General features: G+C 34.6%; 25 protein-coding genes. 13 read left to right on the top strand and 12 right to left on the bottom strand.

Features of this window, described 5'->3' with window-relative positions; translation table 11 throughout:
- Positions 1–53: 53 nt before the first annotated feature.
- From DOS84_RS01215 to DOS84_RS01190, 6 genes are all read left to right on the top strand, one after another.
- Positions 54–1,679 (top strand): phenylalanine--tRNA ligase subunit alpha, encoded by a 1,626-nt coding sequence (locus tag DOS84_RS01215; protein WP_111408285.1) that lies wholly within the window; start codon positions 54–56, stop codon positions 1,677–1,679.
- Positions 1,679–2,680: a vWA domain-containing protein gene (locus DOS84_RS01210; protein WP_111408284.1), complete on the top strand. Its 1,002-nt coding sequence runs from the start codon at positions 1,679–1,681 to the stop codon at positions 2,678–2,680. The genes DOS84_RS01215 and DOS84_RS01210 overlap by 1 nt, the downstream gene beginning before the upstream one ends.
- A 72-nt stretch (positions 2,681–2,752) precedes the next feature.
- Positions 2,753–3,787, top strand: a complete 1,035-nt coding sequence (locus DOS84_RS01205; RefSeq protein WP_111408283.1) for a VWA domain-containing protein — start codon at positions 2,753–2,755, stop codon at positions 3,785–3,787.
- A gap of 70 nt (positions 3,788–3,857) precedes the next feature.
- The gene (locus tag DOS84_RS01200; RefSeq protein WP_111408559.1) at positions 3,858–4,619 is read left to right on the top strand and encodes a tetratricopeptide repeat protein; all 762 of its coding nucleotides are present in this window, start codon (positions 3,858–3,860) and stop codon (positions 4,617–4,619) included.
- Positions 4,620–4,696: 77 nt separating this feature from the next.
- Positions 4,697–6,442 (top strand): BatD family protein, encoded by a 1,746-nt coding sequence (locus DOS84_RS01195; RefSeq protein ID WP_111408282.1) that lies wholly within the window; start codon positions 4,697–4,699, stop codon positions 6,440–6,442.
- Between the two features lie 66 nt (positions 6,443–6,508).
- Complete coding sequence (locus DOS84_RS01190) at positions 6,509–7,255, top strand: tetratricopeptide repeat protein (RefSeq protein WP_111408281.1); 747 nt, start codon at positions 6,509–6,511, stop codon at positions 7,253–7,255.
- Positions 7,256–7,521: 266 nt separating this feature from the next.
- Here DOS84_RS01190 and DOS84_RS01185 read toward each other — a convergent pair whose 3' ends face one another.
- Positions 7,522–8,022, bottom strand: coding sequence for a CvpA family protein (locus tag DOS84_RS01185; RefSeq protein WP_111408280.1), 501 nt, complete (start codon positions 8,020–8,022; stop codon positions 7,522–7,524).
- Between the two features lie 161 nt (positions 8,023–8,183).
- Between DOS84_RS01185 and DOS84_RS01180 the strand changes: the two genes are divergently transcribed.
- The 3 genes from DOS84_RS01180 (at position 8,184) to DOS84_RS01170 (ending at position 10,240) form a co-directional block, all read left to right on the top strand.
- Positions 8,184–8,540 carry a hypothetical protein gene (locus tag DOS84_RS01180; RefSeq protein ID WP_111408279.1) on the top strand — a complete coding sequence of 119 codons (357 nt, stop codon included), beginning with the start codon at positions 8,184–8,186 and terminating at the stop codon, positions 8,538–8,540.
- 120 nt (positions 8,541–8,660) lie between these two features.
- On the top strand, positions 8,661–9,680 hold the full coding sequence (gene pheS, locus DOS84_RS01175) for a phenylalanine--tRNA ligase subunit alpha (protein WP_111408558.1): 1,020 nt from the start codon (positions 8,661–8,663) through the stop codon (positions 9,678–9,680).
- Positions 9,681–9,832: 152 nt separating this feature from the next.
- Entirely contained in the window at positions 9,833–10,240 is a 408-nt protein-coding gene (locus DOS84_RS01170; protein ID WP_111408278.1) for a hypothetical protein, read from the top strand.
- A gap of 126 nt (positions 10,241–10,366) precedes the next feature.
- On the opposite strand, the gene DOS84_RS01165 is transcribed toward DOS84_RS01170, so the two are convergent.
- From DOS84_RS01165 to DOS84_RS01155, 3 genes are all read right to left on the bottom strand, one after another.
- Positions 10,367–11,362, bottom strand: coding sequence for an NAD(P)H-dependent glycerol-3-phosphate dehydrogenase (locus DOS84_RS01165; protein ID WP_111408557.1), 996 nt, complete (start codon positions 11,360–11,362; stop codon positions 10,367–10,369).
- A gap of 295 nt (positions 11,363–11,657) precedes the next feature.
- Positions 11,658–12,821, bottom strand: a complete 1,164-nt coding sequence (locus DOS84_RS01160) for an iron-containing alcohol dehydrogenase (RefSeq protein WP_111408277.1) — start codon at positions 12,819–12,821, stop codon at positions 11,658–11,660.
- Positions 12,822–12,865: 44 nt separating this feature from the next.
- On the bottom strand, positions 12,866–13,633 hold the full coding sequence (locus tag DOS84_RS01155) for a type 1 glutamine amidotransferase domain-containing protein (RefSeq protein WP_165830381.1): 768 nt from the start codon (positions 13,631–13,633) through the stop codon (positions 12,866–12,868).
- 91 nt (positions 13,634–13,724) lie between these two features.
- Between DOS84_RS01155 and DOS84_RS01150 the strand changes: the two genes are divergently transcribed.
- Positions 13,725–14,621 carry a LysR family transcriptional regulator gene (locus tag DOS84_RS01150; protein WP_111408276.1) on the top strand — a complete coding sequence of 299 codons (897 nt, stop codon included), beginning with the start codon at positions 13,725–13,727 and terminating at the stop codon, positions 14,619–14,621.
- Here DOS84_RS01150 and nadD read toward each other — a convergent pair whose 3' ends face one another.
- The 7 genes from nadD to DOS84_RS01115 all read right to left on the bottom strand — a co-directional run bounded on the left by nadD (position 14,622) and on the right by DOS84_RS01115 (position 19,247).
- Positions 14,622–15,203 (bottom strand): nicotinate (nicotinamide) nucleotide adenylyltransferase, encoded by a 582-nt coding sequence (gene nadD / locus DOS84_RS01145; protein WP_111408275.1) that lies wholly within the window; start codon positions 15,201–15,203, stop codon positions 14,622–14,624. It lies immediately after the preceding gene.
- 33 nt (positions 15,204–15,236) lie between these two features.
- Positions 15,237–15,602, bottom strand: a complete 366-nt coding sequence (locus DOS84_RS01140; protein ID WP_111408274.1) for a four helix bundle protein — start codon at positions 15,600–15,602, stop codon at positions 15,237–15,239.
- A 35-nt stretch (positions 15,603–15,637) separates the two neighbouring features.
- Positions 15,638–16,210, bottom strand: a complete 573-nt coding sequence (gene gmk / locus DOS84_RS01135; RefSeq protein WP_111408273.1) for a guanylate kinase — start codon at positions 16,208–16,210, stop codon at positions 15,638–15,640.
- Positions 16,211–16,306: 96 nt separating this feature from the next.
- Entirely contained in the window at positions 16,307–17,167 is an 861-nt protein-coding gene (locus DOS84_RS01130) for a YicC/YloC family endoribonuclease (protein WP_111408272.1), read from the bottom strand.
- Positions 17,168–17,267: 100 nt separating this feature from the next.
- Complete coding sequence (locus DOS84_RS01125; RefSeq protein WP_111408271.1) at positions 17,268–17,939, bottom strand: potassium channel family protein; 672 nt, start codon at positions 17,937–17,939, stop codon at positions 17,268–17,270.
- A 76-nt stretch (positions 17,940–18,015) separates the two neighbouring features.
- Positions 18,016–18,897, bottom strand: a complete 882-nt coding sequence (locus DOS84_RS01120; RefSeq protein WP_111408270.1) for a DMT family transporter — start codon at positions 18,895–18,897, stop codon at positions 18,016–18,018.
- Complete coding sequence (locus DOS84_RS01115; RefSeq protein ID WP_111408555.1) at positions 18,897–19,247, bottom strand: arsenate reductase family protein; 351 nt, start codon at positions 19,245–19,247, stop codon at positions 18,897–18,899. The genes DOS84_RS01120 and DOS84_RS01115 overlap by 1 nt, the downstream gene beginning before the upstream one ends.
- A gap of 74 nt (positions 19,248–19,321) precedes the next feature.
- On the opposite strand from DOS84_RS01115, the gene DOS84_RS01110 reads away from it, so the two are divergent.
- Positions 19,322–19,777: a DinB family protein gene (locus DOS84_RS01110; RefSeq protein ID WP_111408269.1), complete on the top strand. Its 456-nt coding sequence runs from the start codon at positions 19,322–19,324 to the stop codon at positions 19,775–19,777.
- Positions 19,778–19,838: 61 nt separating this feature from the next.
- Positions 19,839–20,984: a cystathionine gamma-synthase gene (locus tag DOS84_RS01105; protein WP_111408268.1), complete on the top strand. Its 1,146-nt coding sequence runs from the start codon at positions 19,839–19,841 to the stop codon at positions 20,982–20,984.
- 64 nt (positions 20,985–21,048) lie between these two features.
- Here the strand turns inward: DOS84_RS01105 and DOS84_RS01100 are convergent, their stop codons facing one another.
- Positions 21,049–21,834 carry a THC0290_0291 family protein gene (locus DOS84_RS01100; protein WP_111408267.1) on the bottom strand — a complete coding sequence of 262 codons (786 nt, stop codon included), beginning with the start codon at positions 21,832–21,834 and terminating at the stop codon, positions 21,049–21,051.
- Positions 21,835–22,112: 278 nt separating this feature from the next.
- Between DOS84_RS01100 and gdhA the strand changes: the two genes are divergently transcribed.
- Complete coding sequence (gdhA, locus tag DOS84_RS01095) at positions 22,113–23,456, top strand: NADP-specific glutamate dehydrogenase (protein WP_111408266.1); 1,344 nt, start codon at positions 22,113–22,115, stop codon at positions 23,454–23,456.
- Positions 23,457–23,752: the final 296 nt, after the last annotated feature.

Below are 23,752 nucleotides of genomic sequence, written 5' to 3'. Positions count from 1 at the left end.
CTCATTCAGTTCTAGTATGTTCATTGGAACTGACAAGGTTAATTAGATAAAAAATGAAAATTAAACTTTACCTACTATTTATACTTATAACGACTTCTATTTTTGCACAGCAAAAAGTAGTTACCAGTATCGATACCACAAAAAATAAAATTGGAGCTGAGTTTAAATTAACTTTAAAAACTTCGGTAGATACTTTGTCTAAAGTTGTTTTTCCAAAACTAAAAAACATTGGAGCACTGGAAGTAATTCAATCGTATCCAATTGACACCATCAAAAAAGACGACCGATACGAATTAATTAAAAAGTACGGTTTGACTCAATTTGATTCGGGAAAATATACAATTCCAAGCATAAAAATTCTGATAAACAATAAAGAGTTTTTGACGGACTCCATAAAAGTTGAGGTTGCCAATGTTCAGGTTGATACGTTAAGACAAAAAATGTATGACATTAAAGATATTGTAAAAGCAAAAGATTCTTCAGATTGGTGGAAATATCTTTTGGGAATCTTATTAATTTTAGGAATTGGTGCTTTCGTTTATTGGTACACAAAAATTCGCCAAAAGAAAAAAATTGAAGAAGAAGTTTATAAAACGCCTATAGAAAAAGCGACAAGTTTACTTAATACTTTAGAGAAAAAAGAACTTTGGCAACACGGTGAGGTGAAAGCGTATTATAGTGAATTGACGGATATTGCCAGAAATTATATCGAAGAGGCAATAGAAATTCCGGCAATGGAAAGCACTACTTCAGAATTGATTGAGGGACTTAAAGCAGCATCATTAAAGAAAAAAATGAAGCTTTCACAAGAAACGATAGAGAATCTGTTTACCGTTTTGAAACAGGCCGATTTAGTGAAATTTGCCAAATCAAAACCTTTGGAATTTGAAATCACCGAAGACCGAAATAGAATTCAGAAAGCGATTTTAACACTTGATGAAGCGATTCCGGTGGAAGTGGCAATTGAAGAAGACACTATTTTGAATGAAGCTCAAAAGCAAAAACAAATTCAAATTTTGCTTAGAAAAAAGAGAAATCAACGTATTGCAATTGCTGTTGGATCTGTTGTTTTTTTATTTTTTGCCACGACAACTTTCTTTATAGCGACCAAAGGATTCGATTACGTTAAAGACAATATTCTTGGACATCCAACAAAAGAATTGTTGGAAGGAGAATGGGTTAAAAGTGAGTATGGAAATCCAGGAGTGATAGTAGAAACCCCAAAAGTCTTGAAGCGAATAGATTTGACAAAATCATTGCCAAAAGACGGAATGGCACTTATAAAAGAAATGCAATCCTTCGGGTATGGAAGTCTTTTGGACAATTTTTACATTATGGTTTCGACCATGAAATATAAAAAAGAAGGAGCACTGGATTTATCTAAAGCAATTGAAGGTTCTTTGAAAGTATTGGAAACCCAAGGAGCACAAAACATGATTGTTAAAGAAGAGGATTTTCAAACCAATAATGGAGTAACTGGCAAAAAAGGATACGGTACTTTTTCAAGAATAGATGGTAACAGTCAAACTAGTTCCAAAATATATTATGAAATCTTGCTTTTTGGACAAGAAGGCGGATTGCAGCAAATTATGATTCTTCACGAAGAAGGAGATAAATATGCAACGGAATTGACAGACCGTATTATGAATTCGGTAGAACTTAAATCAGCGAGTAACTAATGGAAAAAATAACCTTTTTAAATCCAGAATTCTTTTGGTTGTTTCTTTTAATTCCATTAGCAATTGTCTGGCTAGTTTGGAAAAGAAATCAGCAATCGGCTACTTTGAAAATGAGTTCTCTTCAAGGGTTCAAAGGAACAGAATCTTTATTGGCGAAATTAAAACCAGGGCTGGACGTTTTGCGATTATTGGCATTGTCATTATTGATTGTGGCAATGGCTAGACCTAGAACGGTTGACATTAGCAATAAAACAAAAACCACAAAGGGAATTGATATTGTAGTGGCAGTCGATGTATCCGGGAGTATGCTTGCCAAGGATTTTAAGCCAAACCGAATGGAAGCGTTAAAAAGAGTAGCTTCTGTTTTTGTTGACGAAAGGCCAAATGACAGAATTGGACTTGTGGTTTATGCTTCTGAAGCATATACCAAATCACCGGTAACGAGTGACAAAGCGGTTATTCAAGAAGCGATCGCTAGTATTAAATACGATAATGTTTTACAGGACGGAACAGGAATTGGGATGGGATTGGCGACAGCCGTAAACCGACTTAAAGACAGTAAGGCCAAAAGTAAGGTGATTATTTTAATGACGGATGGTGTCAATAATGCAGGATTTATTGAGCCTGAAACGGCTTCGGATATTGCACAGCAATATGGTATAAAAGTTTACACTATTGGTATTGGTACCAATGGAATGGCAGAATCGCCTTATGCACTTGGGCCAAACGGACAATTAATATTCCGAATGATGAAGGTTGAGATTGACGAGCAACTGATGAAGAATATCGCCAGAAAAACAGGAGGAAAATATTTTAGAGCGACCAGTAATGATAAATTAGCTCAAATTTATAGTGAAATCAATAAACTGGAAACCACTGAAATCGAAGAATTGAAATTCTATGATTATGACGAAAAGTTCAGACCTTTTGTTTTACTGGCTGGGTTTTTATTATTGTTGGAAATAGGTTTGCGTAATACAATATATAGAAGTTTTATATAATAAAATGTTTTCAGTTTTAGTCAAAGTTTCAATTTGAAAACTGCGACTGAAAACTGTGAGTAAAAGAAAAAAATGGAATTAGACGAACAAAAATATTTATACTTTCTTTTTATACTGCCAGTTGTGGCGGTACTTTTTCTATTTAATTTATATTGGAAAAGAAAGAAGCAACGTGAGTTTGGAGATTTGGAAGTTATCAAAAGATTGAGTCCAGAACGTTCTATTTTCAAGCCTTTTTTGAAATTGGGCGTTTTACTTTTGGCATTAATTGCTTTGATCTTTGGATTGGTAAACCCTAAAATTGGAACCAAAGTTGAAACAGTAAAAAGAGAAGGAATAGACATTGTTTTTGCGATGGACGTGTCCAAAAGTATGCTTTGTGAGGATGTTGCCCCAAGCCGTTTGGAAAAAAGCAAGCAAATCGTATCACAAATTATTAATCAATTAGGAAGCGACAGAATAGGAATTGTAGCTTATGCAGGAAGTGCTTTCCCGGTGCTGCCGATAACTACAGATTATAGTGTAGCCAAAATGTTCTTGCAAAGTATGGGACCAGGAATGGTTTCGTCCCAAGGAACTTCGTTAGATGAAGCAATAAAATTGTCAGGAACTTATTTTGATGATAAAAGTAAGACCAGCAAGTTGATGATTATGATTTCGGATGGGGAAGACCATTCTGAAGGAGCAGAAGCCGCAGCAGAGGAAGCTAAGAAGTTAGGAATGAAAATTGTGACCATTGGACTTGGTACAGAGAAAGGTGGAACTATCCCTCTGAAAAAAAATGGAATCATCGAAAGCTACCAAAGGGATAATAATGGTGAAATAGTGATAACCAAATTAAACCCAAATAGTCTGGCTACAATTGCCAAAATTACCGGTGGCGGTTATGTAAACGGAAACAATACCAAAGAAGTTTTGGAATACATAAAAGCAACATTGGATAAAATTCAAAAAACAGAATTTGAAGCCACCCAAATGGCCGATTTCCAATCGCAATTTCAATGGTTTTTAGGAATTGGGTTTGTGTTGCTGTTTTTGGATGTTTTCTTTCTGGAAAGAAAAACCAGCTGGGTAAATAAGTTGAATTTATTTAACGAGAATAAATAAAGTATTAAAATCAAGGTAAACTAAGGATGCAATCATTAGCAAATACTTTGAAAGGAACATTTAAATGAAAATGAAAAATAGAATTATATACTTACTACTATTGCTTTTAACTTTTGTGGCCAACGCCCAAGAGAAAGACAAAGTTTTGCCTAAAGCAAATGAGGAATATGTAGCAAAGAATTTTGTGGATGCCGAAGCCAACTATAGAATTTCGCATTCTAAATTTCCAAGTAGAACGGTAGCTTCGTATAATTTGGGAAATTCTATTTATAAGCAAAATCAATTTTCGGAATCCAAATTTGCGTATGCGAATGCTTTGAAAAGCTTGAAAACAAGATCCCAAAAACATAAAGCTTTCCATAATTTGGGGAATGTTTTCATGAAAGAGAAAGATTATACCCAAGCTGTGGAGGCCTATAAAAATGCTTTGAGAAATAATCCTGAGGATGAAGAAACGCGTTATAATTATGCTTTGGCAAAAAAAATGCTAAAAGACAATCCTCCTCCAAAAGACGATAAAAATAAAGATAAGAATAAGGACAAGGATAAAAATAAGGATAAAGACAAGGACAAGGATAAAAATAAAAAGGACGACAAAAAAGACGGCGATAAAGACAAAAAGGACGACAAGAAAGACGGTGACAAAGATAAAAAGGATAACGGTAAACCCAAAGATGACCAAGGGCAGCCGAAACCAAAACCAGGAGGTATTTCAAAACAGAGAACCGAAAATCTTTTGGATGCCGTAAACAATGAGGAAAAGAAAATTCAAGAGAAGGTAAATGCCAATAAAGAAAAAGGCTCGCCTAGGAAAACAGAAAAAGATTGGTAGAATTTTAAAGAACCAATAAGAAATTAAAGTTTTTAAATTTTCGATTAAACATTAAATACAAAAAGATTAAAAAAGTAATGAAAAGATATTTAATTCTATTCCTATTAAGTTTTCAAGGACTTTTGGCTCAAGTGCAATTTGAGGCAAGGGTAAGCAAAACGACGCTTGGACTCAATGAGAGACTGCGTATCGATTTTGTTATGAATATTGATGGAGATAATTTTGTACAACCTTCTTTTGATGGCTTTAGAATTATTGCAGGGCCAAGTCAGCAGGTGAGTCAATCTTGGATAAATGGAAAAACATCTTTCGAGAAGAGCTATTCTTATTTTTTGTTGCCAAATCAAAAAGGAACTTTGGTCATCAAACAGGCGATGATTGAGTATAATGGTCAGATTTACAAAACGCAACCCATCAGAATCAATGTAACTGCGGCTACAGAACAACCTAGAGATCCAAATGACTCACAAGTTTCTGCCGATGATAATCTATATTTAGTTGCTGATATCTCAAATACAAACCCGTACATTAATCAACCCATCACGGTTGTGTATAAATTGTATTTTAATAATATAGGCATTAGAGGTTTTGAAGAACTAAGCAAACCAAAATACAATGATTTTTGGAATCAGAACATTGATATTAAACAATTGGTTCCTGAGGAAGGAATGTTTAAGGGAGAGCAATATCGTTATGTTGTTTTACGTAAAACTGTTTTATATCCACAAAAATCTGGAAAACTGACCATAGAACCACTTTCGTTAAATATTGGAGTTCAATTGCCAACGAATCGTAGAGATATATTCGGTCGAGTTATATTGGTTGAAGATAGCAAAAGAGTATCTGCAGGGACTAAAACCATTAATGTAAAACCTTTGCCAGAGGCTGGAAAACCATTAGATTTTACCGGTGCTGTAGGAAGATTTGATTTTAAGGCAATTCCATCCAAAACAACTTTGAAAAACGGAGAAAGTTTAGATTTAGTTTTGAGTGTGGTTGGAACTGGTAATCTTAAATTATTTACTTTGCCTAAGCCAGAAGTACCAAATGCATTAGAAATGTATGATGCCGTTCATGACGAAAAGGTAAACACACCACTATCTGGAATGACGGGTAAAATATCAGATTCCTATACTATTATACCACAATATAAAGGTGATTATGTCATAAAACCGATGCATTTTTCGTATTTTGATTTAGGAACAGGAACCTACAAAACGATAAGTTCTAATGAAATTAAAATCAATGTTCTTGACGGACCTACTCAAACAGCAGAGGCATCAGCAACTACAAGCGTCGGAAAAAATAGAATAGATGGAGTTGAGCAATTTAAATATATAGATTTAAAAACTAAACTCGCAACAAAAGATGAACCTGTGTTTTTTGGTTCTGATAAATTCTATGGGTTATTGTTCTTGCCATTCTTGTTGCTTCCGATAATTGTTCTTTTCAAAAAGAAAAAAGAAGCAATTGACAGTGATGTTTTTGGAAACCGAATCAAAATGAACAACAGATTGGCCAAGAAATATTTATCAGAAGCTAAAAAACAAATCAACAACAAGGAGCCTTTTTACGTTGCATTGGAAAAAGCAATGCATAATTTCTTAAAAGCCAAGCTGCATATCGAAACTTCGGAAATGAGTAAAGATAATATTCAGGAACTGTTGTTGTCCAGAAAAGCCAAGCCCGAAGTGGTCAATGATTTTATTGCGCTTACCGAGAATTGCGAGATTGCCAGATACGCACCGTCATCAAGTGCAACGATACAACATGATTTTGATAAAGCGGTAGCCATCATTTCGGAATTGGAAAAACAGATTTAATACCTAAGTTGCTAAGATTCTGAGTAACTGAGAATCTTAGCGACTTAGCATCTTAAAAAAAATAAAATGAAAAACATTTTTTACATACTATTATTGATCTCTCAAGTTTTCTATGCCCAGACGGGTTTTGAAAAAGGAAATATTTTGTACCAAAACGGAAAGTATGCTGAGGCTGCGAAAGCCTATGAATCTGTTTTGGAAGCAAACAAAGAGTCTGTCGAATTGTATTTTAATCTAGGGAATTGTTATTATAAGTTACACCAGACGGCACCGGCAATTTATAATTACGAGAAAGCTTTGGTTTTAGACCCTTCCGACAAAGATGCTTTAAACAATATAAAATTCGCCCAAAAACAAACTATAGACGAAATCAAAGTAGTTCCAAAAGTAGGTTTTGCGAAATTGCTTCGCGATTTTACGGGAATTTATCCTTTCGACACTTGGGCTTGGATTACAATAGGCTTTGCATTTTTGTTCTTGTTTTTTTTTATGGGCTATTATTTTTACCAAACAGTAGTGGTTAAAAGAATTTTCTTTGTAGGAATGTTTGTAATATTAGTGCTTCTTGTAATGAGTATTTCTGCAGCTTTTTTCGAGAAAAGTCATTTTGACAATGAAAGACCAGCCATTGTTTTTGCTGAATCAGCTGACGTAAGAAGCGAACCTCAAAACGCAAGTGCAACCACTTTTGTCCTGCACGCAGGCACGAAAGTGTATGTGGAAGAAACATTAGGTTACTGGAAAAAAATTCAGTTGACCGATGGAACCGAAGGTTGGATTGACAGTAGATCGATTAAAGAAGTGAAGGATTAGTGTTCAGGTTGCAGATTTTAGAGGACAGATTATAGATTTCAGAAAGCAGAATTCAGAAATTTGCGATAGAAAGATTCAAGATTTATTAATATTTTGATTTCAAAATAAATAAACAATCACTAGATTTATAAAATAAAAGTAGAGTAGTCCACAGTTTTCAACTGTCGGCTACTCTACTTTTGGTATTAGGTATTATTCGTTAAAAAATAATCTTATGGGATAAAGAAATCTAAAATCTGCCCTCTAAAATCTGCTATCTCAAAAAACTACTTCCTCGCTTTATCGTACCATTTTTCAATAGAAGGAAAAACAAACGCAGCAACTTTTTGAATTGGGTTAAAGAAAATTGATTTGTCAAGTGTTTCTTTTTTGGCCAGATAGTTATGGTAGTTCATTTTTTCGAAAATCGTAAAAAATATACTAATTATTAAAATGGTTTTCAATACTCTGAAAAGACCACCGCCAAGACTGTTTATCCAACCCAAAAAAGCAAAATCAGCTACATTAGTCAAGAATTTTCCAAGCATATAAATGCCAATAACTACGACAATAAAAGTTAGGATGAATGCAAAAACTTGAATAGTATAGGGATTCCAATGTAACCAGCCCGATAAAATACTTTTCAGCACGTCCGAAAATTTTATGGCAATGTAAATTCCCAAAATAAGGGAAATTAAGGAAGCCAATTCTACAAAAAGACCATTTCGAATTCCTTTATACAGCGAATAGCACAAGAATCCGCCTATGATAATATCAAAAAAACTCATTTTTTTATTTTAAAATTAAAAGCGCAAAGATAAAAGAATTGATCGGTAACCATTGTCAATTTTCAAGTTCTTATCTTTGTCAAAATAACTCGATTTCATTTTTTAGAATCTGCGGAATAAATCTGCAATCAAAAATCGTTAATCTGCAATTAAAAATAACAATGTCAAGAGACACACAACTGAAAGAACGCTGGGAACGGCTAGTCGATATACTTTCCAATCAATTTTCACAAGGAGAAGATTTAGATTTGGACGCCATTATTTATCTAATAGGAGTGCAAGAATTAGGAAAAGTACATCGTGAATACAAAAAAGACGAGAAACTAAATTTGATGCATATTGCCATTTGCCGATTATTGGAACCTTACGGATTCTATGAATTCGAATTTTTTGACGAAGAAGGTTGGCCACATTACAAAGTCAAAGAACAATTACCACCATTAAAAGCAGGAGAACAATCCGTTTTAATGAAAGAAGCAATCGTCAATTATTTCCTGGAAAGAGAAGTGATTGATTAGTGATTAGCAGTAAGTCATTAGTAATTAGCTTTTTTACTAATTTTTTTTAGACTAATCACTAATTACTTTTCACTAATCACCAAAAAAAGCTAAATTTGCACTCTCAATTACGGAATGAAAATGATAGACAAGATAAAAGAATATATTGGTGAAGCTCAGGCGTTCTCCACACAAAACTCAGCAGATTTAGAAGCATTTAGAATAAAATTTCTAGGAACCAAAGGTTTGTTGAAAGATCTTTTTGCTGAATTCAAAAACGTGCCCAATGACCAAAAAAAGGAATTTGGACAAGTAATCAATTTACTTAAAACTTCTGCTGAAGAGAAAGTAAAATCCATTCAGGAAGCTTTGGAAAGCAAAGAAGAATCCAAAGGAATCTATGGGGATTTGACCCGTACGGCCGAGCCTGTAATTATTGGTTCGCGTCACCCTATATCTTTGGTAAAAAATCAAATTATAGATGTATTTTCAAACATCGGATTTAACGTTTCCGAAGGTCCGGAAATAGAGGACGATTGGCATAATTTTACCGCATTAAATCTACCGGAATATCACCCGGCACGTGATATGCAGGATACATTTTTCATTCAGACCAATCCTGATATTTTGTTGCGTACGCACACTTCATCTGTGCAGGTGCGTTATATGGAGAACAACAAACCTCCTATCCGTACGATTTCCCCAGGCAGAGTTTTCCGTAATGAGGCTGTTTCATCGCGCTCGCACTGTATCTTTCATCAAGTCGAAGGATTATACATCGACAAGGATGTTTCCTTTGCCGACCTAAAACAAACTCTTTTGTACTTCACCAAAGAGATGTTCGGGAAATCCAAAATACGTTTGAGACCGTCATACTTTCCGTTTACGGAACCAAGCGCGGAGGTTGATATTTATTGGGGTTTAAAGACCGAAACCGATTACCGTATCACCAAAGGAACCGGTTGGTTGGAAATCATGGGTTGCGGAATGGTAGATCCAAATGTTCTTAAAAATTGCGACATCAATCCGGACGAGTACAACGGTTTTGCATTCGGAATGGGAATTGAGCGTATCGCAATGTTATTATACCAAATTGGTGACATCCGTATGTTTTATGAAAATGACGTGCGTTTCCTAGAGCAATTTAAGTCTAGCATATAAATTTTAAGGAGCTATTTCCAGCTGTCCACTGTATCTTTTCCTTTTTAAAGAAAAAGGGAAAAGGATGCCGTTTCCATCTGGGCTAGGGCATTCCGTATTCAACATATTTAGTTTAATACAAAAACAACAATCATAATAATATTTGCAAAAGAATGAAATCTGACATCACCATCCCCGAAGTAGAAAACGTATTCCTCGCTGCCGTCCAAGAATGGAGCGACGATTTTATGGAAAAAGTATGGTATGCCTATTTAATAAACGATAGCGATTTCCAACTCGACAGCGTTATGGTAGTTTCCAAAGCTTTTGGAACCATCGACGGAGAAATGAAGAAAACGTCTCTTTTGCGTCATGCTTTTATGGAAGTTCCTGCTGTCTCGGTGGTAAAAATCGAAATGATTGAAAAAAGTGTATTGGCACTCAACAATGAGTTTATGGTAACCTATTTCATCGGAAACACATTATACGACAAAAAGTTTATTTTCAAAGCCAACAGCATCAACGAAACAGATGTTGAGGAAGTTCCTCTTTTATTTGTAGATGGAGTGATGGTAAAATAAAATATTTAGTAATAAGTAAAAAAGGCATTTTCTAATTTTAGAAAATGCCTTTTTTTATTGTTTTTAAATCTGAATTGCTCCGCCAGTTCGCTTTCGCTCGGGTCTGCAATCTAAATTCTGCAATGTTTAGTCTAGTTCTTCCGTCAATTTTTTAAACACGGCTTTAGCTTCTTTTCCCTCGTACAAGATCGCATAAACAGCATCAATAATAGGAGTTTTGGCACCATAGCCTTGGTTTAGTTTATAGGCGCTTTTTACGGCATAATAACCCTCGGCAACCATACTCATCTCCATTTGTGCAGCTTGTACAGTGTAACCTTTTCCAATCATATTACCGAACATTCTGTTTCGTGAAAAAATGGAATAACCCGTAACCAATAAATCGCCCAAATAAGCCGAATCATTAATGTTGCGTTTCATTTTATGCACTTTCTTGATGAATTTCTTCATCTCGCGAATAGCATTACTCATTATAACCGACTGGAAATTATCACCATAACCCAATCCATGTGCAATTCCTGCAGCAATAGAATAAATATTTTTAAGCATCGCGGCATATTCAGTTCCTATAATATCGTCAGATATTTTTGCTTTGATATAATTACCAGATAAATTTTTGGCAACAATACTGGCTTTGTCGGGATCGCCACAGGCGATGGTTAGGTACGAAAGTCTCTCCAATGCTACTTCTTCAGCGTGGCAAGGACCAGTAATTACACCAATATTGTAATAAGGGATATCGTATTTGTAATGAAAATGTTCCCCAACAATCAAACTGGTTTCGGGAACTATTCCTTTTATTGCAGAAAAAATTATTTTATCTTTTAGGGAAACCGTTAATTTTTCGAGTTCGCTATTCAAGAAAGCGGACGGAATTGCAAATATGATGTAATCGGCGTAAGCAACGGCTTCATTGATATCGTTGGTAAGTTTTAGTTTTTTGTTGTCAAATTCAACAGAGCTTAAGTAATTGGGATTGTGTTTGTACGTTTTAATGTGTTCTATAGCAGCATCATTTCGCATATACCATGAAATCTCGGGAAGATTTACGCACAACATCTTAGCGATAGCAGTAGCCCAGCTTCCGCCACCAATCACTGCAAATTTTAAATTATCGGCCATTTTTTTATTAAATTTCATCAAAAGTACTTAAAAATATACCAATAACACAAATTAATTTTTTTGACAAGCCTTGAATTTATGGGACTTTATAAAGTTTTTATTAAAAAAGTAAATTATTTATATTTTTTTTTGATTTTGCACAATATAAACACAATACTTACGTTGTAAGTCATTATAAATAAATTGTTTAGAATTTAAATATGAAGATTGAGTTAGTTAGTTTTGTTTTAGTATTTTAAAAAGGCGTTCTTATTGGTTAAGTGAACGCCTTTTTTGTGCACTATATATACTTAAATCAGTAACTCATTAAAACAATTTCTTTCACTTTTTCTAAAGTTATATTTTGCTTTTCTCCCAGTGCTTTCCAACCTCTTTTTTCAAAACGGTCGACTATAAAATCAGCTGTTTTTTCAAAATTTTCAGCATTTTCAGAAAGTAATGTTTTCATTCCCATAGTATGAAAGAAGGCAACCGTTTTTTCAATAGCTTTTGTCGCAATTTCTTCTTCGGAGCCTGTTAGATTAAATACGCGTTTTCCGTATTGAGCTAATTTCTCTTTTTTGGTTTCAAACATAACTTTATATAAGTTTGGTCCAATAATTGCCAAAGTTCTGGCATGGTCAATTCCGTAAAGCGCTGTCAATTCGTGGCCAATCATATGAGTTGCCCAGTCACTTGGAACTCCTTTTTGAATCAATCCGTTTAAAGCCATGGTACAGCTCCACATAAAATTGGAAGCCAAAGTATAATCAGTTGGGGTTTCAACTACATCAGGTCCTATTTGAATTAAAGTTTGCAAAATGCTTTCGGCAATTCGATCTTGCAAATAACCTTCGTGCACATAGGTTAGGTATTGTTCCAAAACGTGAGTGTAAGCATCTACAACTCCATTTTGCAATTGCCTTTTAGGTAGTGAAGCAATTACTGTAGGATCACAAATTGAAAATTTTGGGAATAAAGCAGAACCACCAAAATCTAATTTTTCCTGAGTTGCTGCAATGGTCACCACTGATCCCGAATTCATTTCGCTGCCTGTCGCTGGTAAAGTTAAAACTGTTCCAAACGGAATAACATTTGATCCTTCTTTGAAAAGAATTCTTTTTTTAAGTATGTTAATTGGGTCTCCTTCAAAAGGAACTGCTGCGGAAATAAATTTCACACCATCGATAACGCTTCCGCCACCAACAGCCAGAATAAAATCAATTTTTTGTTCTCTGATGACAGCAACGACTTTCATCAAAGTCTCAAAATGAGGATTGGCTTCGATTCCACCAAATTCAATGATTTCATATCCTTCCAGACTCTTGCGAACTTGCTCGTGAACTCCATTTTTAAAAATACTTCCTCCTCCATAAGCGAGAAGGATTTTCGCATTGGCAGGAATCAAGGTTGGTAATTTTTCTATTTGTCCTTTTCCAAAAACCAATTTGGTAGGATTATATAATTCGAAATTTAACATACTGAGTTTTTTAAATTAGTTACTAAGGAACTTAGTTTCTTTTTTTATTTTGAATTCAATTGAGCCAATAATTTTTCAGCAACTAATTTTGACGAAGCTGGATTTTGACCTGTAATTAGTAAACCATCTTCTATAGCATATGGATGCCAATTTTCTGTTTTACTATAAATCCCTCCATTTGCCTGTAGAGCATCTTCCAATAAAAAGGGAACAATTTTGGTCAATCCAACGGCTTCTTCTTCGGTATTGGTAAAGCCAGTTACTTTTTTTCCTTTGACTAAAAATTCGCCATTAACTTTTACATTTTTTAAAACAGCAGGAGCATGACATACAAACGCTACCGGTTTTTTATGCGTATAAAATGACTGAATCAAAGCAATGGAATTCTTATCTTCAACTAAATCCCAAAGTGGTCCGTGACCTCCTGGGTAAAAAACCGCATCATAATCTGCTTGGTTTACGTCTGCTAATTTTTTGGTGTTTTTGAGTTTTTCCAATAAAACAGTATCGGCATCAAATCTCTTTGTGTCTTCGGTTGCCGATGCCGGATCAGCACTTTTTGGGTCAATTGGTGGTTGTCCTCCTTTTGGAGTTGCAATGTCTATCGCTACGCCTTGATCAAGCAATGCATAATATGGAGCTGCCAATTCTTCTGTCCAAAATCCTGTTTTTTCTCCTGTGTTACCTAATTGATCGTGGCTGGTAACTACGAATAATACTTTTTTCATCTTTTTATTATTTTGTTTTTGTGCGGTTGCCATAAAGCAGCCCACGGTTAATGCTAGAACAGTTAATATTGTAAATTTTCTCATGATTTAATTTTTTTTACTACAGCAAATTTATGACGAATATGATATTAGTAAAAATAATTTAAATTATGTTTGTGATAAATATATTTATATCATGGTTAATCTGGAGTGGTACCGTACATTCAAATCGGTATATAAAAACGGAAATTTTTCTTTGGCTGCCAAAGAATTATTTATAAGCCAACCTGCTGTAAGTCAGCAAATAGTGATGTTGGAGGCACATGTAGGTTACAAACTTTTTAATCGAAAGTCAAAAGGGGTTGAGCCGACAGAATATGCTAAGTTACTCAATAATCTAATTATTGATGCCTTAGACCGTTTGGAAAATGTGGAGAACGGATTTCGTGCCAAAGCTTTTAATGCTAATCGATTAATTACTATTGGTATTTCTCGACATTTGATGAGCAGTATAGGTAGTTCATTGGTCTCGAAATTTGATTTCATCGATTTTACATTTCATAATAATGATGTATTATTTGACTTGGTGAATTCCAAAAAACTGGATTTTGCTATCTTGACCAAGAAGTTTGACACTTTTGATACGATTCAGAAAAAGGTGGGCGATATCAAACAAATCATTGTCGGTTCTTCGAATATTAATCTTACGGTAATAAAGCAAAATATAAAAAGCAAGGATCATCTTGCCATTGAAAACTGGCTAAACGATCAAAAATGGTACAGTCATGATGCCGGAATTCCGCATATTAAATTATTTTGGCTTCATGTTTTTGCTAAAAAAAGACCATCAATTGTGGCCAATTATATCATTCCATCAGAATATGAGATGCTGAAAATTCTTGGCAGGAATACTGGAGTTGCGGTTACATGGAACATTAATGCAAAAAATTTAATTCAGGAAAACAAATTGCAATTGATTTGGAACAGCAAAGAAATGCCAAGTACTGATGTTTTTTTACTGTCGGGTAAAAATGAAAATTTGAGTCCGATTTTTGAGGAAATTGAAACGGAATTAAAGGAACTTTTGGGTTAACTATTTCTTATAAAAATTATTATGATCAATGTATTCCCAAACTTTGTGTGGTAGTAAGGGCTTAACATTTTTCCCTCTTTTGATTATATTTCGAATGTTGGTCGAGGATATTTCTACAACAGGAGCATCAATCAAATGGATTTTAGGATGGTTTTTTAAATCCAAATTTTCTCCTTCCGATGAAATACGGGGATATACGTAGATGTCGTGATGAGCCAAAATCACCTCATAGTTTTTCCATTTGTGTAATGACTTTAAATTATCTTCTCCCATAATCAAGGAAAACTCGTGATCTGGATATTTTTCCTGTAAATGGACGAGCGTATTTACCGTATAATTGGGCTGTGATAATTTGAACTCAATGTCTGAAGGTTTTATTTTAGGAAAATCTTCGGTAGCAAGATGTACCATTTGTAAACGGTGGTAATCGTCCAGTAATGTATTTTTCTTTTTTAATGGATTGTGTGGTGTAACGACCATCCAAACCTGATCCAAATCGGCATGTTCTGCCATATGATTGGCAATGATAAGATGCCCAATATGAATGGGATTAAACGTTCCAAAATAAAGTCCGATTTTCATTTGACTTAGTAACTAGTGATTAGTAAAAAGTAATTAGTTCTTGAGGGTTTTCGAAAAAGCATTAATCATTTTAGATTCTTCTTCAATTTGATTTAAAATTTCTGTGTACAAAGTCTTATTTGCTATAAAACCAAGTTCATTAGTAATTAGTAACTGAGTTTCGATTTCGAACAATGAACCTCTTGAAATATCTAAAAAATGACTAAATGATTTATCGGTATTTCTTCCATAGCCTTCAGCAATATTTGAACGAATAGATACTGAAGCTCTTTTTAAATGAGTAGTTAAAGCATATAATTCTTCTTGAGGAAATGATTTTACTAACTGATAAATTAAATAGACTATCTTAATCCCTTTTTGCCAAATCAATAAATCTTTATATGATTTTATTTCACCCATTTTTAAGCTAATTACTAGTAACTTTTTACTAATTACTATTTTTTCACAAAATCCTTCACCAATTGATAAGCTTCTTCCAGAGCAACAGGCAAATCGTAATTTTTGATGATTACGTCAAATTGTGGTGCTGTAGCCAGTTCAACAGAAGCTTTTGCAATACGCATATTGATTTTGTCTTCGCTTTCGGTGGAGCGTTCTTTTAGCCTTCTTTTGAGTTCATCAACACTTGGCGGCTTTACAAAAACGGCTAGAGTTTCCTCAGGAAATTTATGTTTGATACGTAGTCCGCCTGCGACGTCAATATCAAAAATAACATTTTTCCCTTTGGCCCAAATGCGTTCCACTTCGCTTTTTAACGTCCCATAGAAATTATCTCTGTAGACTTCTTCCCATTCTACGAAATCTTCAGCTTTGATGTGTTTTTTAAACTCTTCCAAGGACATAAAGTAATAATCCTTGCCATTTACTTCTTCGCCACGCGCTTCACGTGTAGCTGCCGAAATTGAAAATTCCAAATTCAAATCTTCTTTTCCTAATAAATGTCTAACTATGGTGGTTTTCCCAGATCCCGACGGAGCCGAGAACACGATTAATTTTCCTTTTTTCATTATTCTAGTTTTAGGCTTTAAGCAATATGCTTTAAGCTTACGAATTTCATTTACAGTTTTCGCCTTGAGCTTAAAGCTTAAGGCATAAAGCTTTTTTTATAAAACATTCAATACCTGCTCCTTGATTTTTTCCAATTCGTCTTTCATCTGAACCACTAATTTTTGCATTTGTGCATGATTCGATTTAGATCCCATAGTATTGATTTCACGACCCATTTCTTGAGTAATGAATCCTAGTTTTCTACCGTTGGCTTCCGTTCCGTTTATAGTTTCCAGAAAATAATCCAAATGATTGGTCAAACGTACTTTTTCTTCGGTAATATCCAGCTTCTCCAGGTAATAAATCAATTCCTGCTCAAACCGATTTTCGTCTACATTGACTTTCAATTCGGCAATGGCAGTTTGCAAACGGTCTTTTATTGCTTGAACACGTTCTGGATCCAGCGCCAAAGCTTCATTCATATATTGACGAATATTTCCGATTCGCAATTGAAATTCATTTTCCAGAGATTGTCCTTCGTCTTTTCTGAAATTCAAAATATTTTGCAACGCTTCGTCGATTACGGTTTGGATTTGAATCCAATCATTTTCGTCGATTTCCTCGCGTTCTATTTTCATGGTGTCGGGCATGCGCACCGCCATTTTCATCAATTCGGTTTCATCGGCATCAGCATACACTTCTCTTAATTGATTGATGTAAGCTCTCACGATAGGTACATTAACCTTGGTAGATGTTTGTTCTGCGGTACTTTCGATAAAAATGGAAAAATCTACTTTACCTCTTTCTAGTTTCAAGGCGATTTGGTTGCGCAAACCCAATTCCATTTCTCGATACACAGAAGGCATTCGTACATTCAAATCTAAACCTTTACTATTTAAGGATTTTACTTCTACGGTAATTTTTTTGGATGGTAATTGCAAAGTGGCTTTACCAAAGCCTGTCATCGATTGTATCATATATTTTCTAAAAGTGTTCAAAGATAAGGAAAAAGTTTTCAGTGGTCTGTATTCTATATATAGTAACCGTGTTCTTCAATTTATTTGAAAAAGGAAAAATTTATTTTTTTTCATGCGAAGAGAATTTACTGATCAAAATTCCAACGAGTACTACAGAATAAAATTGCCCAATTATTCCCAATAATGAAGTGAATAATTTGGTTTGCTGACTATTGGGAGTAATATCACCAAAGCCAATACTCGAAAAAGTGATGCAACAAAAATAAACCAAATCGGTGAAAGATGCATACGGTGTGGATGTGCTGATTCCGTTAAAAGATTTTGGGTTTTGATAAAAATGGGTTTGCATGATAAAAACACTAATCTCAATAAGTAGAAAATAACCACAAGCAGCGGCGGAAATTACATCTTTATTGATATAGCTAGGACTTACCAAAAATTTTAATACCTCCCAAAAAATGAAAATAAAAAACAGGATATAAAGCACATTTACGGTAATCAAGAAAAACAAATTTTCATTATTGAACGGTATACCCAATGTTATCAAAAGGACTAAAAATAAGAGTATATTCCGAATCTGATTCTTTCTTTTTCCTTTTTGGATAAAAATTCCGATTGTGGCAAAACCAAGTACAATGATGTTCGAAACCCAAACGAATTTGAGCGTCCCGGATAAATCGAAAAATAAAATACCAATAAATAAGTGTTGAATCAATCCGAATAGTAAAATCTCATACTTATTTTGGTAGAGAAAATCCTTGAGTTTGTCCATTTATTTTGTTTTATGTAAATATAATAAAAAATACAAGGCTGTTTTTAACAACTCGGATGATGTCACAAAAGTCAGATTAATGTGCTTTTTTGGTCACCAAATAAACCCCTGAAAAGATCAATAAGGATGAAGTTATTTTAATTAAATTCAATTCGTCTTTACCTAAAGCAATTGCAAAAATACTAGCAAAAAATGGTTGTAAGTAAATAAAAACTGCTACTGTGGTTGGCTTTAATTCTTTCATGGAAAGTAAGTTTAACAAATAAGTCAAGAAGGTCGAAATTACAACCACAAAACCTATTTTCCAGTAAATGTCCGTTGGAACAATAGTCCAATGAACAGCTGAAAATTCGCTCCAGCCAAAAGGTAAAACCATTATAAAACCAAATAAATAAATCCATTTGACAAACGTAAAAGCACTGTATTTATTCATTAATTTTTTGACGATAATCAGATAAAATCCATACGAAATGGCGTTGACCAAAACCAAAAAATTACCCAGTCCGGATTGTGAACTATCGCCGATGGATTTTCCGTAAAGGATTAAGGAAGCTGTTCCAATCAAGCCAAGAATAATTCCTAAGACCATTCTTTTTTTCATGCGCTCTTTCATGATAATGGCCGAAAGCACCAACACAATCATTGGTGTCGAAACCATAATCACTGCTGCGGAAATTGGTGAAGTTAAGCTTAAACCTTTAAAAAAAGTCAGCATATTAAACGCCACGCCAAAAAAAGCGGCTGCTATAATTCGTGGAAAATCATTCAGTGCAATTTTTTCTTTAGGCATGAATAGCCAAACCAACCAAAACAAAAGCATGGAACCACCGGCGCGTAATAAAATAAATCCATAAGCATCAATGTATTTTGGCATCACATCTTTGGCAATGGTAAAAGTAACTCCGTAAATTATAGAAACGATGGTAGCGCCAATTAAGGCGAGATTTCTTTTTGACATTAACCCAACGCTTTCATTACTTGAAGAATATTTTGTTGTGTATTGCCAATGTATATTTTGTCATTTATGATAAAAACAGGTCGGCTCAAAAAAGTATAATGCTCCAGAATGTATTTTTTATAATCGGCTTCGGTGAGTGATTTATTTTTTAAATCCATCGATTTATACAGTTGTGCCTTTTTACTAAACAATGCTTCATAACTTCCAGAAAGGCGGTACATTTCTTCTAGTTCTTCAACCGTAATTGGGTTTTGCTTGATATCATGAAAAACCAAATCATGGTCTTTTGGAAGTGATTTTATTATTTTTCGGCAAGTGTCACAAGAAGCTAAGTAATATATTTTATTCATTTTTTTCTTTTTTCTGAATGCAAAGGAAATCATTTGACAGTTAAAATGTTTAATTTTATGCAAAAAATACAATCATGCAAGATACATTTGAAGTTAACAGAACAAGTAGAAAAATGCTAAGTTCTTATTTTGAAAATTATACATTGGAACAATTAAATAAAATTCCTGAGGGATTTAGTAATAATCTAATTTGGAATTTAGGTCATGTCATAGTGACCCAACAATTATTAGTTTACAAATTATCGGGACTGCCTATGGAAGTGTCTGATGAAATGGTTGAAAAATATCGTAAGGGAACCAAACCGGAACATGATGTAACACAGGCAGAAGTTGATGAAATCAAAGCATTGTTATTAAAATCAGTAGATCAATTAGAAGCGGATTATAACAATGGGATTTTTGTAAATTATCAAGAATACCCAACTTCTACTGGCTATATTTTAAAAAGTGCTAAAGGAGCAATTGAATTTAATAACTTCCACGAAGGCTTACATATTGGAATTATGATGAGTATCAGAAAGTTTATATAATTTTTGTAAGTCGAATTAAAAAAAGATGTTAGGTAAAACTAACTAAAAAACAAAAAGTCAAATGAAGTTCAATACTAAAGTAATTCATGGTGGACAACATCATGATCCAAGTACTGGGGCGGTGATGCCTCCAGTATACCAAACCTCGACCTTTGTTCAAACAAGTCCAGGGAAACCGTTGAATCCGGATTACGAATACAGTAGAGCTGCAAACCCAACGCGAACTGCTTTGGAAAATGCATTGGCCAGTATCGAAAACGGAACTCGTGGATTGGCTTTTTCGTCAGGGTTGGCCGCTACGGATTGTATTTTAAGATCGTTTAAAGCGGGTGATGAAATAATTGCCATGGACGATTTGTATGGTGGAACCTACAGAATGTTTACCCGTATCTATAAAGATAGCGGAATTGTATTTCATTTTGTGGACATGAATGATTTGAATAAATTCAAGTCGTTGATAAATAAAAACACCAAATTGGTTTGGGTAGAAACGCCAACCAATCCTTTGATGAAATTGGCTGATATTCAAGAAATCGGCAAAATTACGAAAGCGAATAATATTCTTTTTGCGGTGGATAATACTTTTGCAACACCATATTTGCAAAAACCGTTGGATTTAGGAGCTGATATCGTAATGCATTCAGCGACTAAGTATCTGGGAGGACACTCGGATGTAATTGCGGGAGCTTTGATTGTAAAAGACGAAGCCTTGGGAGACCAATTGCATTTTCAACAATTTGCTACAGGCGCAACCTTGGGGCCAATGGATAGTTTCTTGGTGCTAAGAGGAATAAAAACGCTGCATTTGAGGGTACAAAGACATTGTGAAAATGGAGCCAAAGTAGTTGAATTCTTGAGCAATCATCCCAAAATAAAAACCGTTTATTATCCCGGATTACCAAGTCATCCGTATCATGAAATTGCCAAAAAGCAAATGAGCGGCTTTGGAGGAATGGTTTCCTTTACGTTTGTATCAGGTGAAAAAGAAGAAGCAGTACAGTTTTTAGAAAAACTAAAAGTGTTTACACTGGCAGAATCTTTAGGAGGTGTAGAGTCATTGGCCAATCATCCGGCATTGATGACACATGCGTCTATTCCGGAAGACAAACGAAAAGAAGTGGGAATTACAGATGATCTGGTTCGATTAAGTGTTGGGATAGAAGATGCCGAGGATTTGATTGCAGATTTGAAGCAAGCATTGGCATAAAAGAAAAAAAATCCCAACCTTAATAATAAAAGAGTTGGGATTTTTTTTGAATTATAATTTTTTTTTAATTGTCTAAATAAAGGATATAACCTAAGCCAACAAAAGTAAGCCAATCATTTTGCTTGTTCTCCTTGAATAAATCTTTATTTGGATTAAGGCCATCAACCCAATCCGAACCGAAATATTGAGCTCTCATGTCAAAAATAAGATCAGACATTGTTGTCAACTTAAAACGAGTTCCAAGATTTAAGGTTGCAGAAAAGACTGCTTTACTTTCATTAGAATACCCATGAGGATGTCCGTCTGATGGGATTAAATATTTTGTAGGAGTAACACTAGGATCGCCCATTTCTCCCAAAGTAGAAGTAGCGGTAGCGGTATAGTAACTGATTTGCGGTCCCAAACCAATGTAGGGATTAAAACTGCCTATCGTATTTTCAAAATCATGGATATGTATAAAATTGTATTCAAGTTGCATCCCTAAATTAAATAATTCAGTTGAACCCCTCATTGCTTTGAGACGTTCAGATCCTGGAGTACCTCGTTCAACCCATTCACCATAGTGTTGTAAATTGGCTTGACTATACGAAAGTTCAGACCTTACTTTGAAATGCTCTTTGAAATAGTCATTCAAGTTGTCAGTATACGAGAAGTTCATATAATCAACAACGGCAACTCCAAACCCCTGATTTTCTAAATTGTTTTTGGTGTTATCGCGTTGTCCATAGTCGGATCGAAACTCAACTCGACCTGCAATTACACCAATTTCATGTGTAATTCCAAATTGAGAAAAGGAATTATGAGGTAGGCCGATTAATAGGAATAATACAAATATTTTAAGTTTGATCATAGATAGGTTGTATTTTCGAATACGCAACAAAGATATAAAAAGTACGAGTACTGATAATAATAATATTAAAATAAAAAACAAGTGTAGATTATTCTATTTTTTACGAAAACTACATCGATTTCGTAAAAACAATATGCCTTGTGTTGAATTTTTTATAAATGATTAATAAAAAGATAATTTTATTGTAATCATGCGCAAAAAAAGTTAAAATATTTGAATAAGATGTATATTTGCAAAACTAACGGAAACGTTTTTGAAACGTTTATAATTTTATGATCATGTCAAAAAGTATTACAGATTTTATCGAATTGGTTGCCAAAAAAAATCCGAACGAGCCGGAATTTATGCAAGCTGTAACAGAAGTTGCTGAAACAGTAATTCCTTTCATCGAACAAAATAAAAAATACCAAAATAAAATGATTTTGGAAAGAATGGTCGAGTCAGATCGTATCATTATGTTCCGAGTAGTTTGGGTAGACGACAAAGGTGATACACAGGTAAATAGAGGATACCGTATTCAAATGAATTCGGCTATCGGACCATATAAAGGAGGAATTCGTTTTCATCCTTCAGTAAACTTAAGTATTTTGAAATTTTTGGCTTTCGAACAAACCTTCAAAAACAGTCTGACTACATTACCAATGGGTGGTGGAAAAGGTGGAGCCGATTTTGATCCAAAAGGAAAATCAGACAACGAAGTAATGCGTTTTTGCCAATCCTTCATGACAGAATTATCGAAACACATTGGTGCTGATACTGATGTACCTGCTGGAGATATTGGTGTTGGTGGAAGAGAAGTTGGATACATGTTTGGTCAATACAAAAGATTGGTAAATGAATTTACTGGAGTTTTAACTGGTAAAGGAATTTCGTTCGGAGGATCATTAATTCGTCCGGAAGCTACTGGATACGGAGATGTATATTTTGCACAAAGTATGTTGGCTACCAAAGGAGAAAGCTTCACCGGGAAAACGGTAGTAATCTCTGGATCTGGAAACGTAGCTCAATATGCTGCCGAAAAAGTAATTCAATTAGGAGGTAAAGTAGTTACTATGTCTGATTCTGCAGGATACATCTACGATGCAGAAGGAATTACAGCTGAGAAATTGGCCGTTGTAATGGAAATCAAAAATGAGTTAAGAGGAAGAATCAGCGATTACGTTGCAAAATATCCAAATGCAAAGTATGTGGCCGGTAAACGTCCATGGGAAGTAAAATGTGATGTTGCTTTGCCTTGTGCAACTCAAAACGAATTGAACGAAGACGAAGCTAAATTGCTTGTTTCCAACGGATGCATCTGTGTTGCCGAAGGAGCAAACATGCCTTCTACACCAGAAGCGGTTCACGTTTTCCAAAAAGCTAAAATTTTATTCGCTCCAGGAAAAGCTTCAAATGCTGGTGGAGTTGCTACTTCAGGACTTGAAATGTCTCAAAACTCATTGCGTTTGAGCTGGACTTCAGAAGAAGTGGACGAAAGATTAAAAATGATCATGAAAGACATTCACGCTTCATGTGTGAAATACGGTAGTGATGCAACTGGTTATGTTGACTACGTAAGAGGAGCCAACATCGCAGGATTTGTAAAAGTTGCCGATGCTATGCTTGCTCAAGGAGTGGTATAAGAATTTAGATTGCAGAGTTCAGATTTTAGAATTCAGAATAATATAAAATGCCTTTTTTCTGTAAAGATTAAAGGCATTTTTTTATGGTTATTGGAAAAGGAATCTAAATTCCAAAATTCTAAAACACTTCCCAATTTGTAATTGTTTGGTTCTGCAATCTGCAATCTAAAATCATCTTGGGCGAAACCCCATTATAGAATGTGGGCTACTTTAGATGCCGTTTATTCGCCCACTTTCCATAATGCGGTCGGGCTATTCGCGCTACTTCGGTAGCTTGCTGCTATCCCTTTCGCGAA

The organism is Flavobacterium aquariorum, assembly GCF_003254745.1.
In the GTDB taxonomy this organism is placed as follows: Bacteria; Bacteroidota; Bacteroidia; order Flavobacteriales; family Flavobacteriaceae; genus Flavobacterium; species Flavobacterium aquariorum.
The sequence above is the reverse complement of the archived record's forward strand: the minus strand, read 5'-3'. Positions and strand labels throughout refer to the sequence as shown.

Excerpts from the sequence above, each read along its gene's own strand:
- DOS84_RS01115 (WP_111408555.1), bottom strand. The coding sequence starts at position 19,247 with ATGAATAAAATATATTACTTAGCTTCTTGTGACACTTGCCGAAAAATA.
- DOS84_RS01140 (WP_111408274.1), bottom strand. The coding sequence starts at position 15,602 with ATGGGTGAAATAAAATCATATAAAGATTTATTGATTTGGCAAAAAGGG.
- DOS84_RS01110 (WP_111408269.1), top strand. The coding sequence starts at position 19,322 with ATGCAAGATACATTTGAAGTTAACAGAACAAGTAGAAAAATGCTAAGT.
- DOS84_RS01210 (WP_111408284.1), top strand. The coding sequence starts at position 1,679 with ATGGAAAAAATAACCTTTTTAAATCCAGAATTCTTTTGGTTGTTTCTT.
- DOS84_RS01190 (WP_111408281.1), top strand. The coding sequence starts at position 6,509 with ATGAAAAACATTTTTTACATACTATTATTGATCTCTCAAGTTTTCTAT.
- DOS84_RS01125 (WP_111408271.1), bottom strand. The coding sequence starts at position 17,939 with ATGGACAAACTCAAGGATTTTCTCTACCAAAATAAGTATGAGATTTTA.
- DOS84_RS01200 (WP_111408559.1), top strand. The coding sequence starts at position 3,858 with ATGAAAAATAGAATTATATACTTACTACTATTGCTTTTAACTTTTGTG.
- DOS84_RS01185 (WP_111408280.1), bottom strand. The coding sequence starts at position 8,022 with ATGAGTTTTTTTGATATTATCATAGGCGGATTCTTGTGCTATTCGCTG.
- DOS84_RS01155 (WP_165830381.1), bottom strand. The coding sequence starts at position 13,633 with ATGAGAAAATTTACAATATTAACTGTTCTAGCATTAACCGTGGGCTGC.
- gmk (WP_111408273.1), bottom strand. The coding sequence starts at position 16,210 with ATGAAAAAAGGAAAATTAATCGTGTTCTCGGCTCCGTCGGGATCTGGG.
- DOS84_RS01160 (WP_111408277.1), bottom strand. The coding sequence starts at position 12,821 with ATGTTAAATTTCGAATTATATAATCCTACCAAATTGGTTTTTGGAAAA.
- DOS84_RS01195 (WP_111408282.1), top strand. The coding sequence starts at position 4,697 with ATGAAAAGATATTTAATTCTATTCCTATTAAGTTTTCAAGGACTTTTG.
- DOS84_RS01105 (WP_111408268.1), top strand. The coding sequence starts at position 19,839 with ATGAAGTTCAATACTAAAGTAATTCATGGTGGACAACATCATGATCCA.
- DOS84_RS01130 (WP_111408272.1), bottom strand. The coding sequence starts at position 17,167 with ATGATACAATCGATGACAGGCTTTGGTAAAGCCACTTTGCAATTACCA.
- gdhA (WP_111408266.1), top strand. The coding sequence starts at position 22,113 with ATGTCAAAAAGTATTACAGATTTTATCGAATTGGTTGCCAAAAAAAAT.
- nadD (WP_111408275.1), bottom strand. The coding sequence starts at position 15,203 with ATGAAAATCGGACTTTATTTTGGAACGTTTAATCCCATTCATATTGGG.
- DOS84_RS01150 (WP_111408276.1), top strand. The coding sequence starts at position 13,725 with ATGGTTAATCTGGAGTGGTACCGTACATTCAAATCGGTATATAAAAAC.
- DOS84_RS01100 (WP_111408267.1), bottom strand. The coding sequence starts at position 21,834 with ATGATCAAACTTAAAATATTTGTATTATTCCTATTAATCGGCCTACCT.
- DOS84_RS01215 (WP_111408285.1), top strand. The coding sequence starts at position 54 with ATGAAAATTAAACTTTACCTACTATTTATACTTATAACGACTTCTATT.
- DOS84_RS01170 (WP_111408278.1), top strand. The coding sequence starts at position 9,833 with ATGAAATCTGACATCACCATCCCCGAAGTAGAAAACGTATTCCTCGCT.
- DOS84_RS01165 (WP_111408557.1), bottom strand. The coding sequence starts at position 11,362 with ATGGCCGATAATTTAAAATTTGCAGTGATTGGTGGCGGAAGCTGGGCT.
- DOS84_RS01120 (WP_111408270.1), bottom strand. The coding sequence starts at position 18,897 with ATGTCAAAAAGAAATCTCGCCTTAATTGGCGCTACCATCGTTTCTATA.
- pheS (WP_111408558.1), top strand. The coding sequence starts at position 8,661 with ATGATAGACAAGATAAAAGAATATATTGGTGAAGCTCAGGCGTTCTCC.
- DOS84_RS01205 (WP_111408283.1), top strand. The coding sequence starts at position 2,753 with ATGGAATTAGACGAACAAAAATATTTATACTTTCTTTTTATACTGCCA.
- DOS84_RS01180 (WP_111408279.1), top strand. The coding sequence starts at position 8,184 with ATGTCAAGAGACACACAACTGAAAGAACGCTGGGAACGGCTAGTCGAT.